Annotated in this window: 11 protein-coding genes; 7 read left to right on the top strand and 4 right to left on the bottom strand. The window is 75.3% G+C overall.

Translation table 11 applies throughout. The features are described 5' to 3' along the window. The 4 genes from AB0E96_RS29320 to AB0E96_RS29305 form a co-directional block, all read left to right on the top strand. A partial coding sequence (locus tag AB0E96_RS29320; RefSeq protein ID WP_359828712.1) for an FtsX-like permease family protein occupies nt 1–2,107 on the top strand: 2,107 nt, incomplete at its 5' end. A gap of 244 nt (nt 2,108–2,351) precedes the next feature. Further along, a complete protein-coding gene (locus AB0E96_RS29315; RefSeq protein WP_359828711.1) occupies nt 2,352–2,825 on the top strand; it encodes a hypothetical protein in 474 nt (157 codons plus the stop codon). Next, a complete protein-coding gene (locus tag AB0E96_RS29310; protein ID WP_359828710.1) occupies nt 2,822–4,417 on the top strand; it encodes a multicopper oxidase domain-containing protein in 1,596 nt (531 codons plus the stop codon). The genes AB0E96_RS29315 and AB0E96_RS29310 overlap by 4 nt, the downstream gene beginning before the upstream one ends. 183 nt (nt 4,418–4,600) lie before the next feature. Then, a complete protein-coding gene (locus AB0E96_RS29305) occupies nt 4,601–5,971 on the top strand; it encodes a DUF2252 domain-containing protein (protein ID WP_359828708.1) in 1,371 nt (456 codons plus the stop codon). A 349-nt stretch (nt 5,972–6,320) separates the two neighbouring features. On the opposite strand, the gene AB0E96_RS29300 is transcribed toward AB0E96_RS29305, so the two are convergent. Next, complete coding sequence (locus AB0E96_RS29300; protein ID WP_359828707.1) at nt 6,321–6,698, bottom strand: helix-turn-helix domain-containing protein; 378 nt, start codon at nt 6,696–6,698, stop codon at nt 6,321–6,323. Between the two features lie 102 nt (nt 6,699–6,800). On the opposite strand from AB0E96_RS29300, the gene AB0E96_RS29295 reads away from it, so the two are divergent. Further along, nucleotides 6,801–7,436 (top strand): NAD(P)H-binding protein, encoded by a 636-nt coding sequence (locus AB0E96_RS29295; RefSeq protein WP_359828705.1) that lies wholly within the window; start codon nt 6,801–6,803, stop codon nt 7,434–7,436. 278 nt (nt 7,437–7,714) lie between these two features. Here the strand turns inward: AB0E96_RS29295 and AB0E96_RS29290 are convergent, their stop codons facing one another. Continuing rightward, entirely contained in the window at nt 7,715–8,869 is a 1,155-nt protein-coding gene (locus tag AB0E96_RS29290) for a Cmx/CmrA family chloramphenicol efflux MFS transporter (RefSeq protein WP_359828704.1), read from the bottom strand. Between the two features lie 369 nt (nt 8,870–9,238). On the opposite strand from AB0E96_RS29290, the gene AB0E96_RS29285 reads away from it, so the two are divergent. Next, on the top strand, nt 9,239–9,850 hold the full coding sequence (locus AB0E96_RS29285) for a hypothetical protein (RefSeq protein WP_359828702.1): 612 nt from the start codon (nt 9,239–9,241) through the stop codon (nt 9,848–9,850). Nucleotides 9,851–10,037: 187 nt separating this feature from the next. Here the strand turns inward: AB0E96_RS29285 and AB0E96_RS29280 are convergent, their stop codons facing one another. Further along, nucleotides 10,038–10,946: a diacylglycerol kinase gene (locus tag AB0E96_RS29280; protein WP_359828700.1), complete on the bottom strand. Its 909-nt coding sequence runs from the start codon at nt 10,944–10,946 to the stop codon at nt 10,038–10,040. Nucleotides 10,947–11,046: 100 nt separating this feature from the next. Next, nucleotides 11,047–12,615 carry an FAD-binding oxidoreductase gene (locus AB0E96_RS29275; RefSeq protein ID WP_359828699.1) on the bottom strand — a complete coding sequence of 523 codons (1,569 nt, stop codon included), beginning with the start codon at nt 12,613–12,615 and terminating at the stop codon, nt 11,047–11,049. A gap of 74 nt (nt 12,616–12,689) precedes the next feature. Between AB0E96_RS29275 and AB0E96_RS29270 the strand changes: the two genes are divergently transcribed. Further along, nucleotides 12,690–13,292, top strand: coding sequence for a helix-turn-helix domain-containing protein (locus AB0E96_RS29270; RefSeq protein ID WP_359828698.1), 603 nt, complete (start codon nt 12,690–12,692; stop codon nt 13,290–13,292). Nucleotides 13,293–13,416 lie beyond the last annotated feature (124 nt).

Genomic DNA, 13,416 nt, shown 5'->3' with positions numbered 1-13,416 from the left:
GGGCCGCGCGCCCGGCGCGAACGAGGTGGTGCTGGACGCGGAGACGGCGCGCGCCGCCAAGCTCGCGCCCGGCGCGAGCATCACGCTCACCGCGCCCGGCGGCGCCGCGAGCTACCGGGTCTCCGGCCTGGCCGCCGCCCAGCAGGCCGGCCCCACCGCCTGGTTCGCCGACGCCACCGCCGACCGGCTCTCCGGCCACCCCGGCCGGATCGACGCCGTCGCCGTGCAGCCCCGCGAGGGGCTGAGCCCCGGCGCGCTCGCCGCGCAGGTCCGCCAGGCCGTCGGCGACGACGCCAGGGTCTTCACCGGGGACGACCGGAGCGAGGTCGAGCAACCCGCCCTCGGCGACGCCCGCACCCTGCTGGTGGGCATCGGCGGCAGCTTCGGCGGCTACGCGGCCATGACCGCGATCTTCGTGGTGATGAGCACCGTCGCCCTCGCCACCGGCCAGCGCGCCCGAGAGTTCGCCCTGCTGCGCGCCATCGGCGCGACCCCGCGCCAGATCCGCCGCACCATCGCCACCGAGGCGGTGCTGGTCGCGCCGCTCGCCGCGGCGCTCGGCGCGCTGCCCGGGATCGCCCTCGCCCGCTGGTGGTTCGACCAGCTGGTCGAGCGCGGCGCCGTCCCCGCGGGCGTCCGGCTGGACGTCGGCCCACTGCCGATGCTCGCCGCCGTCCTCGTCTGCACCCTCTCCGCGCTGGCGGCGGGGTCCCTGGCCGCCCGCCGGCCGTCCCGGATGCGCGCCGCCCAGGCGCTCGGCGAGGCCGCCGTCGAACCGCCCCGCCCGGGCCGGGTGCGTACCGCCTTCGGACTGGTCTTCGTCGCGGGGGGCTGCGCGGCCGCCGTCGTCGCCACCGCCCTCGACGGCGCCAAGGCCGCCCAGACCGCGCTCGGCGTGGTGATGTGCTTCATGCTGGCCGTCGCCCTGCTCGGCCCCTCGCTGGCCCGGGCGGCCGCCGTGGTGCTGGGCGCCCCGCTACGGGCCGGCGGCGCGCCCGGCTCGCTGGCCGCCGACAACACCCGTGCCAACGCCCGCCGACTGGCCTCCGCGATCACCCCGATCGTCCTGGTCACCGCCTTCTGCGGCACCCTGCTGATCCTCCAGAGCACCGTGCGCCACACCGCCGGCGAGAACGTCAGGGCCGGCGTCACCGCCGACCACGTCATCGGCACCACCGGCCCCGGTCTGCCCGCAGGGACGGCCGAGCGCGCGGCCCGGGTGCCCGGGGTGGACGCCGCCGTCGGCGTGCTGCGCACCGGCGTCGTCATCAAGGCCGGCGGCCTGCTGGGCTCCGCGCCCGTGCTGGGCGTCGACGGGGACCCGGCCGGGCTGCCGAAGGTGCTCGACCTGGGCGTGCGCAGCGGCACGCTCGCCGACCTCGGCCGCGGCCCCGACACCATCGCGCTGAGCTCCTCCCTGGCCGACCAGTTCGGCGCGAAGGTCGGGGGCCAGGTCCCGCTCTGGCTCGGCGACGGCACCGCCGTACGGCCCACCGTGGTCGCGGTGTACGACCGCGGGCTCGGCGTCGGCCAGGCGCTGCTGCCGCGGGCCGCGGTGGCCGCGCACGTCACCGCCGGGTACGACAGCCAGGTGCTGGTCGCCGACGCCCCGGGCGCCGACCCGGCGGCGGTGGCCGCCGGGCTGGGCGCCCTGCCCGGGGCCGCGGTCACCGACCGGGCCGGGTTCGTCGCCCAGGCGGACAAGAGCCTGGAGCTGAACGGCTGGGCCAACACCGTGATGGCCGCGGTGCTCGGCGGGTTCGCCGCCGTCAGCGCCGCCAACACCCTGGTGATGACGGTGCTGGACCGGCGCCGCGAGGTCGCGCTGCTGCGGCTGGCCGGCACCACCCGGCGCCAGGTGCGCGGCATGATGCGCTGGGAGGCGCTGCTGGTGGCCTCGACCGGGCTGGCGGTCGGCGCGGCGATCGCCGGGGTCACCCTGGTGCCGGTCACCCGGGGCGTGGCCAACGCCGCCCCGTACGTCCCGCCGATGCTCGCCCTGCCGCTGGCCGTCGGAGCCGTGCTGCTCTGCCTCGCGGCGACCGGGGTGCCGGTCCGGGCCCTGCTGCGGACCCGGCCGGCGACGCTCGGCGCGGCGCGGCAGTAGCGGGATCCGGCCACCGGCCGGGGCGGCGGAGGCCCCGGCCGGTGGCGGATCGTGACCGGCCCCGGAGGGGCGCACTCAAGGACGGCTTGAGGGCGCCCCTCCTTCGGGTGAGAACGACGGCCCGAGCGGGCGGCATCGGGGCCGCATGATAGTCCAACGACCATTATTGAGGCTGATGGTGACGTCGGATCAGTTACGCTCTCGCCGCACCCCGCCGGACCGTCGACGCAGAGAGTAGCCCGACATGAGCAGTCCTCCTGCCGCCCCCGCCCCCCGCTGGCCGCTGATCCTGCTGCGCACCTCCACCACCCTGCTGACCCTGCTGGCACTGCTCCAGGTCATGCTGGCCGGCAGCTTCCTCAACGGCACCTACGACTCCCTCAAGGACCACGAGGGCAACGCGATGATGCTGGGCACCCTGGTGGTGGTCCAGCTGGCGGTGGCCGCCGCCGTCCGGTGGCCCGGCCGGGGCCCGCTCTGGCCGCTGTGGACCACCGCCCTGCTCACCGTCGCCGTCATCGGCCAGATCGCCGCCGGCTACGCCCGGGCGCTCGGCGTGCACGTCACGCTCGGCGTGCTGCTGGTCAGCGGCGTGCTGTTCGGCCTGGTCGGCGCCTGGCGGCTGCCGCTGCCCGCCCGGGACGCCGGGATCGTCGCCGGCCCGGACGGCAGCGGACGGCTGCCGCGCCCCGGCGGCCCGGTCGAGGTGTCCCGGTGAACCGGCGCCGGTTCCTGGGCATCGGCGCCTCCGTCCTCGGCGCGGGCGCCCTGGCCGCCGTCGCCGTCCCCTCCGCCGCCCGGCTGCTCGCCGAGGGCCGGCCCGGGCAGCTGCTGAGCAGCGAACTCGACCTGCCGGAGGCCTTCCTGGCCGCGCTGCCGGTGCCGACCGTACTGCAGCCCGTGCGCACCGACGGGACGGGCGACCACTACGAGATCACCCAGCGGGTCGCCCAGCTGGAGATCCTGCCCGGGGTGAAGACGGAGGCCTGGACGTACGGCGGCAGCTTCCCCGGGCCGACCGTGGTCACCCGCTCGGGGCGGACGGCCGTGGTCACGCACCGCAACGAGCTGCCGGTGCCCTCCGTCACCCACCTGCACGGCGGCCACACCCCGGCCGACAGCGACGGCTACCCGGTGGACCTGCTGCTGCCGGTGGGCACCTCGGCGGACGCCGCCGAGCGGGCCGGCCACATGGCGGGCATGCCGGGGATGCCGGGCATGCCGGGGATGCGTCACGCGGCGGGCACGACCGCCACCGGCGAGCGCACGTACACGTATCCCGGCAAGCAGCGCGCCGCCACCCTCTGGTACCACGACCACCGGATGGGCTTCACCGGCCCCGGCGTCTGGCGCGGACTGGCCGGCTTCCACCTCGTGCACGACGACGAGGAGGCCGCGCTGCCGCTGCCGCGCGGCGAGCGCGACCTGCCGCTGATGATCACCGACCGCTCCTTCGCCGCCGACGGCTCCTTCCGCTACCCCGCCACCGACCCCCAGCTCGCCGAGCCGGGCGTCACCGCCGCCTACGCCAACGGCGTGCTCGGCGACGTCATCCTGGTCAACGGCGCGCCCTGGCCCCGGCTGGACGTCGACCGGCTCCGCTACCGGCTGCGGCTGCTGAACGCCTCCAACGCCCGGCTCTACCGGCTCGAACTCGACCCGCAGCCCGCCGGCGGCGGTGCCCTGGTCCAGATCGGCTCCGACGGCGGCCTGCTCGCCGCCCCGGTCCGGCACGACGGGATCGAGATCGCCCCCGCCGAACGCTTCGACGTCGTGGTCGACTTCTCCCGCTACGCACCCGGCACCCAGGTCCGGCTGGTCAACCGCTTCGGCAGCGGACGGACGGCCGAGGTGATGCGCTTCGACGTCACCGCGAAGCAGGTCACCGACGACGCGACGGTGCCCGACCGGCTCGCCACCGTCGAGACCCTGGACGCCTCCTCCGCCACCACCACCCGCGACTTCACCTTCCGGCGCAGCCGCGGCGACGGCTGGACCATCAACGGCGTCCCGTACGAACCCGGCCGGACCATCGCCACACCCGCCCTCGGCGCGGTCGAACTCTGGCGCTTCTCCACCGACCTCCACCACCCGGTCCACGTCCACCTGGACCACTTCCAGGTGATCGGCCGCAACGGCGCGGACCCCGGGCCGTACGACGCGGGCTGGAAGGACACCGTGGACCTGCGCCCGGCCGAGGCCGTGGAGGTACTGGTGCGCTTCACCGACTACACGGGCGCGTACATGCTGCACTGCCACAACCTGGAGCACGAGGACATGGCGATGATGGCGGACTTCACGGTGCGCTGAGCGCGCACGGCACCGCTCGGACCGGCACCGTCCGGACCGGCACCGCTCGGACCGGCACCGTCCGGGCGGGAATCACCCGGCCGGAATCACCCGGACGGCGGAGTGCCGGTGGGCGCGCGCTGCGCCCTCCGGCACTCCTGTCTAACGTGCGGAGGAGCAGTCGCCGACGGACGGAGCCGCCGCATGTCCACCCCCGCCGAACGCCGCCGGCGCGGCCGGGCCGCCCGGGACCGCGTCTCCCGCTCCGCCCACGGCCGGTGGATCCCCGCCGCCGACCGGCCCGACCCGCTCGGCGTGCTGGAACGGCAGTGCGAGGACCGGGTCGCCGAGCTGCTGCCGATCCGCCGCGGGCGGATGGCCGAGAGCCCGTTCGCCTACCTGCGCGGCGCCGCCGCCGTGCAGGCGGCCGACCTCGGCGCCCTCCCCGACACCGGGATCACCGTCCAACTCTGCGGCGACGCCCACCTGTTGAACTTCGGCGTGTACGCCTCGCCGGAACGCGCGCTGCTCTTCGACGTCAACGACTTCGACGAGACCCACCCCGGCCCCTTCGAGTGGGACGTCAAACGGCTCGCCGCCAGCGTCGCCGTCGCCGCCCGGGACAACCGCCAGGACGAGGAGCAGGTACGCCGGGCCGCGCTCGCCGCCGTCCAGGGCTACGCCGGCGCCGTCCGGCGACTGGCCGGAATGGGTGAACTCGACGTCTGGTACGCCCGGGTGGACACCGCCGACCTGCCGGCCCTGCTGCGCAAGCCGGGGCAGCGCCGACGGGCCGAGGCCGACCTCGCCCGAGCCCGCGGCCGCACCAGCCTCCAGGCGCTCGGCAAGCTCACCGAGGAACGGGACGGACGGTGCCGGATCATCAGCGCGCCGCCGCTCATCGAACCGCTGGACCGGAACGGACTGCGCGGCATCGGCAAGGTGTTCGCCGACTACCGGGCGAGCCTCCCGGAGGAGCGCCGGGTGCTGCTGGACCGCTACCGCTTCGTCGAGGCGGCGACCAAGGTGGTCGGCGTGGGCAGCGTCGGCACCCGCTGCTTCATCGTGCTGCTGGAGGGCCAGGGCGGCAACGACCCGCTGTTCCTCCAACTCAAGGAGGCCGGCCGCTCGGTGCTGGAAGAGCACCTGCCGCCGCTGCGGGCGGAGGCGAGGGTGGCCGCCGAGGTGGCCGCCCACCACGGCGGCCACCGGGTCGTCACCGGACAGCACCTGATGCAGGCCGCCAGCGACATCTTCCTCGGCTGGACCACCGGCCCGGCCGGGCGTCACTTCTACGGCCGCCAACTGCGCGACATGAAGGGCTCGACGGACATCACCGCCCTCCGCCCCTCCGGCCTGCGTAGCTACGCCGACCTCTGCGGCCGCACCCTCGCCCGCGCCCACGCCCGCACCGGCGACCGCCTCGCCATCGCGGGCTACCTCGGCCGCGCGGACACCTTCGTCGAGGCCGTCGCCGACTTCGCCCTGCGCTACGCCGACCGGACGGCCGCCGACCACGGCGACCTGGTGGCGGCGATCGCGGACGGCCGGCTGGCGGCGACCCCGGGCGTGTGACGCCGGGCGTGCGAACGCCGGGGTGTGAACCCGGCGTTCGCACACCCCGGCGTTCCGGTGGGGCGCGACTGCTGGACGTGCGCCACCGCGGGCGCCGCCCCGTTCGGCGGGCGGGAGGCCGTGTTCGCCGCCCCACCTCGCGCGTCCGTGGCGGGGGCCGTGGCGGGGGCTCGTGCGGCGCGGGGCGCGGGACTTCAGCGGCGGGATCGGGCAGTTGGGTCAGCCGAGTCCGCGCACCAGGGGGAGGTGCACCGGCCTCGGGACTGGTGAGGTCGCATGTTGATGTGTCGCGTATTCGTTGCCGTGTCGCGGATGAGATCACCGCGAGTGAGGCGGGGGAAACGCTGAATCAGCTGGTGCGGTTGGCGGGCGATCTCGCTTCGCGGGCGTCGATGAGTTCGTCCAGGTGTGCCTTTGCCCAGGCGCGTGCCGCGTCCAGCAGGTCAAGGAGACTCCGGCCGAGCGAGGTCAGTTCGTACTCGACGTGCCGGGCGGGTCCCGCATGGACCGTTCGGACGATGAAGCCGTCACGCTCCAGCGCCCGGAGTGACTGTGTGAGCACCTTGGGCGTGATGTTCCGCAGGGGGACCCGCAGTTCAGAGAACCGTCGGGGGCCGCCCACGAGGCACTGGATGATCATTCCTGCCCATTTGTCCCCCACGCGGATCGGCACCAGGTCAGAGGGGCAGAGCGGGTCGAACATCTCCGGGTCCAGGGGCTTGGTCACGGAGGCATCGTAGTGCGGTATCCAGGAGGTAACCATGAGTGCGGCTACCTTGCTCAGGCACGTCGAAAGGCAGAGCTTCTTGAGAGGCGGGGCGGGCAGTCCATGAGCGAGATCATTGTTTTCGGGGCAGGCGGGCGCGCCGGGCGGGCAGTTGTCGGCGAGGCCCTCCACCGGGGGCACCACGTCACCGCTGTCGTTCGGAACCCGGCCAAGTACCAGGACCTTGAAGGCGCGGGAGTTCGCATCCTGACCGGTGATGTCACCAACGCCGACGCTGTTGCCGATCTCGCGGCCGGGCACGACGCCGCGATCATGGCCGCCTACGATGCCGGCGCCCAGCCCGACGTCTTCTTCACAGCCGCTGCCCACGCTCTCGTCGATGGGCTGGCGCGAGCGGGTGTGGGACGGTTGGTTGCCGTCGGCCTGGCGGCAACACTTGAGACCGGCGACGGGATGCCTTTGATGGACACCCCGGGCTTTCCGCAGGAATACCGGCCCTTCTGCCTCGCTCATGCGGCCGGGACAGCTGTGCTGCGTGCCTCGGTGACCGCTCTGGACTGGCTGATCGTCAGCCCGGCCGGCGACTTCGATGAAGCCGGGGCGGGCTCCGGCCGGTACTCCATGGCCGGCGTCAACATGGCCAGCCGCATCTCCCACGGTGACTTCGCGCTCGCCCTGCTCGACGAGATCGACGCCCCTCGTCACCACCGCATGCACGTCGGCGTCGAAGGGGCATGACGGAAGCAGGCGGGCGGCTCCAGAGGCCGCCGAGCGAGTAGGGCTGAGTCACTTCGAGTGGTCACGGGGGGTACCGGATCGCCGGATCCGGACCTTCGGGGCCGGCGCTGAACCGCGCCATGTCCGCCTTCAGGAAACCGGTCGTCGGGTCATCGCTCACCCCGCACCTCGGCGGACCGGATCACCGGCCGTCAAAAAGTCTGACAGCAACACCGGTTTCCCGTTCCTCTCCTGCCGGTACCCCAACCAGCTTCGACCAGAAGGGCTCTGATGATTCATCAGTTCTTCTCGCCCCGGCGCCGAAGCGCCGCGATCGGCAGGGTGGCGGCGACCAGCAGGCCGCTCGCCCAGAACGGCCCGAGGCCGCCGGCCGCCGTGCCGAGGGTGGCGGCGGCGAGCAGCGGGCCCGCGGTGGCGCCGAGGTTGAGCGCGGCGGTCGCGCAGGCGCCGGCCAGGGTGGGGGCGCCCGCCGCCTCGTACAGCACCCGGGTGATCAGCGTGCCGCCGACCGCGAAGGACAGCGCGCCCAGCAGGAACACCAGCGGCAGCAGGGCGGCCGGAGCGTGTGCCAGGAGGGCCAGCGCGGGCCAGCCCGCGAGGAGCAGCGGGCCGCCGACAGCGAGGAGCCGGCCGGGGTGCCGGTCCGCGAGCCGTCCGGCGACGGTGACGCCGGCGAACGACCCGGCCCCGAACAGCACCAGCGCGACCGGTACCCACAGCCTCCCCAGGCCGGCCGGGCCGGTCACCACGGGGGCGAGGAAGGTGAAGCCGCCGAAGGTCGCCGCGTTCACCAGGGCGGCGAGCAGCATCGCGCGGAGCAGCGGCGGTCGGCGCAGCTCGGCGAGCTCCGCGCGCAGCGCCGGTGCGGCGGGGTGGTCGGCCGAACCACCGTGCGGCGCCAGGCCCTTGGCGATGCCAGCGGCGGCCGGCAGGCAGAGCAGCGCGACGGCCCAGAACGCGGCGCGCCACCCGAACAGCGCGCCCAGCACGGCCCCGCCCGGGACACCGGCGACCGTCGCCACCGTCGTCCCGGACAGCAGCACGGCCAGGGCCCGCCCCTTGCGGTCGGCCGGGACCAGCGCGGCGGCGGTGGTCAGGGCCACGGCCAGGAACCCGGCGTAGGCGAACGCGGCGGCCACCCGGGTGGCCAGCAGTACCGGGAAGCTCGCGGTGACGGCCCCGACGGCGTGCGCCGCCGCGAAGGCCAGGACGAACCCGAGCAGGCTGCCGCGCCCGGGCCGGCCGCGGACCAGCCCGGCCATCAGCGGCGCGCCGACCGCCATCCCGACCGCGAAGGCCGAGGTGAGCCCGCCGGCCGTACCGACGGGGACGCCGAGGTCGGCGGCGAGACCGGGCAGCAGCCCGGCGAGCATGAACTCCGAGGTGCCCATGGCGAACACGGCCAGGGCGAGCAGATAGAGCGGGAAGGGCATCGAGAGGCTCCGAGGAGGCGGTGCGGACGAGGAAGGGGCCGTCTCGTCACGGCACGCTCGACCCCCGGGCGGCGCAGGCGTGGCGCTCGCTCGGAACCCGGTGTTCGGTTCAGGGGTCTCCGGGTTTCAGGGGGCCGTCGGCGCGTGACCGAAAGCCCCCACCCTGGATGCCTCAGGGCTCGACATGCCCCGCAGGCTACCCGGCCCGGTGCCGCCGGGGCACCCGGTTTTCCGGCCTCCGGTGTCGGGCCTCAGGACCGCGGCGTCCAGGGGGGGCGGGGCAGGGGGGCCGGTGAACCGATCGCCAGGCCCGTCGAGGCTCGGGATGATCACGTCTTCTAGGATGCCCGGAAACCGAAGGGGGTCCTGATGACGAACCGTGGGAAGGCCGGCGGCGTGGTGGCCGCCGCCGCGCTGCTGGTGCCTCCGGTGCTGTGGGCGGTGGGGCGTGTGGAGTCCCGCGACGGCGGGCGGGCGGTGGCGGCCGACGTCCTGAACCGGCCGTGGGCGATGCTCGGCGTCGCCGCCGTCCTGCTGCTGGCCGCGGTCGTGGTCCGTGGCCGGTGGGACGTCGTGGGCGGGGTGGCGGCGGCGTTCGCCGTCGTCGGGCTGCTGCTGGCGGGGGGCAAGCACCTCCTTCTGCCGTTCGGCCCGAAGGTCCAGGAGGTGAGCCGTGCCGCCTCCCCGCAGCGGGCGGACCACGTCCTGCGGGTGGCCCACCATGACGATCCGGAGGGCTACGACGGCACCTACGTCATCCGCGTGGAGGCGGGCAGCGGGCTCTCGACCCGCCGCTGGGACGTCATCAGGCTCAGGAACGGCGGCTTCCTGGGTCAGGGCATGTTCGTCTCGGCGGAGTGGTCGGGCGCCGACCGCATCCGGATCACCACCGACGCGGGCCACCGGGTCTTCACCGTCGACCAGGCCACCGGGAAGCCGGTCCTCACCGAGAGCGTCGGCGAGCTGAAGTCCGTCGTCTAGGAGCCCGGTCCGGCCCCGCGGCGGCAACGGGTCCGCGCACTCATGGGAGTGTGCGGACCCGTTCCCTTTGGCGGTTCGCCCGGGGCCGGCGGGGCTTGTGAGCGGATCGCGGGTCCCGGGGTGCGCTCCTGCGGTCACCGTCGTTCCGGCGCCGCGGTCCGGGGAACCGGGCCGCGGCGCCGGCGGCTCACGGCACCAGGATCCGCAGGGCGTCCTTGGCCACCGCCACGTCCACGGGGAGCGAGGCGATGAACTCGCCGTCGGCGTAGGCGGTGATGCCGGGGGACTCGATCCGCAGGGACTCGGTCCGCAGTGTGATGACCTCCGGGTGGGTGGTGTGGGTGCCCTTGAAGAGGGTGGGGAAGAAGCGGGCGATCCGCAGCCGGGGCATGGCGTCGACGAGGGTGACGTCGAGCAGCCCGTCGTCGGGCAGGGCGTCCGGGCACATCAGCATCCCGCCGCCGTAGCTGCGGGTGTTGCCGACGGCGGCGAGGGTCAGGTCGCGTTCGACGACGGTGCCGTCGGCGAGGGTGATGCGGAACGGCAGCGGGCGCAGGTTGGCGAACTCGGCGACGATGGCCAGGTTGTAGCGCATCCGTCCGCGCGGCCAGCGCAGCCGGTTGGCGCGGTCGCTGACGAGCGAGTCGAAGCCGGTGGCGAGGACGGAGCCGTACCAGCGGACGGCCCCGTCCGGGCCGGTGATCCGGCCGAGGTCGACGCCGCGGGTGCGGCCGGCGGCGATGACGTCGGCGGCGGCCTCGGGGTCGCCGATCGGCAGGCCGTACTCGCGGGCGTGGTCGTTGCCGGTGCCGGCGGGTATCACGCCGAGCGGCACGGGGGTGCCGGCCAGGGCCTGGAGGGCCAGGTTGATCATGCCGTCGCCGCCGACCACGGCCACCGCGTCCACCCCGTCGGCCGCCGCCTCGCGGGCGAGGCGGACGGCGTCCTCGGGGGAGCGCCCGGCGTGCGGGTCGACGTGCACGCCGAGGGCCCGCAGCCGGGCGGTGGCCCGGCGGGCGGCGGGTTCGGCGTGGCCGATCCCCGCCGCCGGGTTGGTGAGAACGGCGACCCTGCGGACGGTTCTCACCTCGCTCATGCGCCCGCCTCGCCGCGCTCGCCGGGGGCATGCGCCCACGCGCACCTCTTGACGGTTCGCTCTCCCCCGGCCTCCGGCCGGGGGTACCCCCATCGCTCGTTCACGGGATCAGCTTGCCCGGGTTGAGGATGCCCGCCGGGTCGAGTTCGGCCTTGACGGCCCGCAGGACGCGTACGCCCAACTCGCCGATCTCGTCGCTCATCCAGGGCCGGTGGTCGGCGCCGACGGCGTGGTGGTGGCTGATGGTGCCGCCCGCGCCGAGGATGGCGTCCCCGGCGGCGCGCTTGGCGGTGCCCCAGCGGGCGAGCGGGTCCTCGCCGAGGGCGGCGACGACGGTGAAGTAGAGCGAGGCGCCGGTCGGGTAGACGTGCGAGATGTGGCAGAGCACGAGGGATCCGGGCAGGGCCGCGGTGAGGGCCTCGGTGACGGCGGTGCGCAGGGCCGGCAGCCGGCTCCAGCTCGCCGCGGTCTCCAGGGTCTCGCACAGGGCGCCGGCGCTGAGCAGCGAGTCGCGCAGGTACGGGGCGTTGAACCGGCCGTGCTCCCAGGCGTGGGCGGGGCCCTCGCCGAGCGAGCTGCCGCCGGCGGCGAGCAGGACGTCGCGGGTGAGCTGCTGCCGGGCGGCGACCTGGGCGGCACTGCCCTCGAAGACGGTGACGGCCAGGCAGCCGGTGACCGCCGGGGCGCCGCCGATCTGCTCGGTCATGGCCAGGTTGATCATGGTCTCGGCCTCGTCGGAGAGCCGGATCACGGTCGGGCCGGTGCCCTGCTGCTCGACGGCGCGCAGCGCGGCCGTACCGGTGGCGAAGTCGGGGAAGCTCCACGCCTCGTAGGCCTTGACGGCGGGCAGCGGGTGGACGCGCAGGCGGACGGCGGTGATCACGCCGAGGGTGCCCTCGGAGCCGAGGAAGAGCTGGCGCAGGTCGGGGCCGGCGGCGGAGGCGGGGGCCCGGCCGAGGTCGAGCACCCCGGCGGGGGTGACGGCGCGCAGCCCGCGCACCATCTCGTCGAAGCGCCCGTACCCGGCGGAGTCCTGGCCGGAGGAGCGGGTGGCCGCGAAGCCGCCGATGGTGGCGTAGCGGAAGCTCTGCGGGTAGTGGCCGAGTTCCCAGCCGCGCTCGGCGAGCAGCGCCTCCGCGGCCGGGCCGGTGAGGCCCGCGCCGAGGACGGCCTCGCCGGAGGTCTCGTCGAGGTCGAGCAGCTGGTCGAAGCGGCGCAGGTCGAGCGAGACAACGGACCCGAAGGCCCCGCGCTCGGGGTCGAGGCCGCCGACGACGCTGGTGCCGCCGCCGAACGGGACGACGGCGATGCGGCGTTCGGCGCAGACCGCGAGGACGGCGGCGACCTCCTGCTCGGTGCCGGGCAGCACGACGGCATCGGGGGCGTCCTGCGGGTCGCAGCTGCGGCGGCGCAGCAGGTCGGGGGTGGACTTGCCGCCGGCGCGCGGCAGCCGGTCGGCGTCGGCGGCGCTGACGTGCGCCTCGCCGACGGCGCCGGCCAGCGCGTCGAGGTCCTCGGCGGAGATCCGGGACGGGTGCAGCACGACCTCGTCGGCGCTCGGCCCGGGGGCGGCGTCGCCGGTGACGCCGAGGGCGGCGGCGAGCAGCCCCTTGATGTCCGCGGACAGCTCCTTGGCGAGGGCCGGGTCGCCCCAGGCGTCCCACTTCATCGGGGGGAGCGGAAGTGCGGCGCCGGCCGGTCCCGCTTGCGTCTCAGGTGCCATGCGTTACAGTTTCACACATCATGTCAAGTAGTAACGCCGAGCCCCAGACCCCGGCCGCCGGGGAGCGCAGCACCGACGACACGATCCTGGACGCCGCCGCCGACCTGATCGTCCACCTCGGCGTGCGCCGCACCCAGTTGGCCGAGATCGCCCGCCGCGCCGGGGTCAGCCGGCCGACCGTCTACCGCCGCTGGCCGGACGTCCGGGCGGTGATCGGCGCCCTGCTCACCCGGGAGATCCTGGCCACCCTGGAGGCCGCCGAACCAGCCGGCCCCGACCGGGAGGCCTTCGTCGACCGGACCGTGGAGATCGCCGTCCGCCTGCGCGACCACCCGGTGATCGGCGCGCTGCTGCGCTCCGACGACTCCGACCTGCTGCTCCGGTACGTCGTCGAGCGGCTCGGCGCCAGCCAGCGCGGCCTGCTGGAGGCGCTGCGCACCGGCATCGAGCAGGGCCAGGAACACGGCTCGATCCGCGCCGGCGAGCCGCTCGAACTGGCCGCCATGGTCCTGCTGATCGCCCAGTCCACCGTCCAGTCGCACCGCATGGTCGCCACCCTCCTGCCAGAGGCGGCCTGGCGGCGCGAACTGGCCAGAGCACTGAACGGATACCTCGCGCCATGACCCCCACCGCAGGCCCGGCCGCCGGTCGCGGCGCCGGACGTGACGCCGGACGCGGCGCCGGAAGTGACGCCGGACGCGACGCAGGGCCCGGACGCCCGGCGCGGCGCCGGACGGACGGCGGGCC

The sequence above is a fragment of the Kitasatospora sp. NPDC036755 genome (assembly GCF_040636595.1).
In the GTDB taxonomy this organism is placed as follows: domain Bacteria; phylum Actinomycetota; class Actinomycetes; order Streptomycetales; family Streptomycetaceae; genus Kitasatospora.
Note: the sequence above shows the minus strand (reverse complement) of the source record. Positions and strands in the feature narration are given on the sequence as shown.

Bases quoted from the DNA above. Each gene is read 5' to 3' on its own strand.
- AB0E96_RS29280 (WP_359828700.1), bottom strand. From the start codon at position 10,946: ATGAGCGAGGTGAGAACCGTCCGCAGGGTCGCCGTTCTCACCAACCCG.
- AB0E96_RS29305 (WP_359828708.1), top strand. From the start codon at position 4,601: ATGTCCACCCCCGCCGAACGCCGCCGGCGCGGCCGGGCCGCCCGGGAC.
- AB0E96_RS29295 (WP_359828705.1), top strand. From the start codon at position 6,801: ATGAGCGAGATCATTGTTTTCGGGGCAGGCGGGCGCGCCGGGCGGGCA.
- AB0E96_RS29270 (WP_359828698.1), top strand. From the start codon at position 12,690: ATGTCAAGTAGTAACGCCGAGCCCCAGACCCCGGCCGCCGGGGAGCGC.
- AB0E96_RS29315 (WP_359828711.1), top strand. From the start codon at position 2,352: ATGAGCAGTCCTCCTGCCGCCCCCGCCCCCCGCTGGCCGCTGATCCTG.
- AB0E96_RS29275 (WP_359828699.1), bottom strand. From the start codon at position 12,615: ATGAAGTGGGACGCCTGGGGCGACCCGGCCCTCGCCAAGGAGCTGTCC.
- AB0E96_RS29285 (WP_359828702.1), top strand. From the start codon at position 9,239: ATGACGAACCGTGGGAAGGCCGGCGGCGTGGTGGCCGCCGCCGCGCTG.
- AB0E96_RS29290 (WP_359828704.1), bottom strand. From the start codon at position 8,869: ATGCCCTTCCCGCTCTATCTGCTCGCCCTGGCCGTGTTCGCCATGGGC.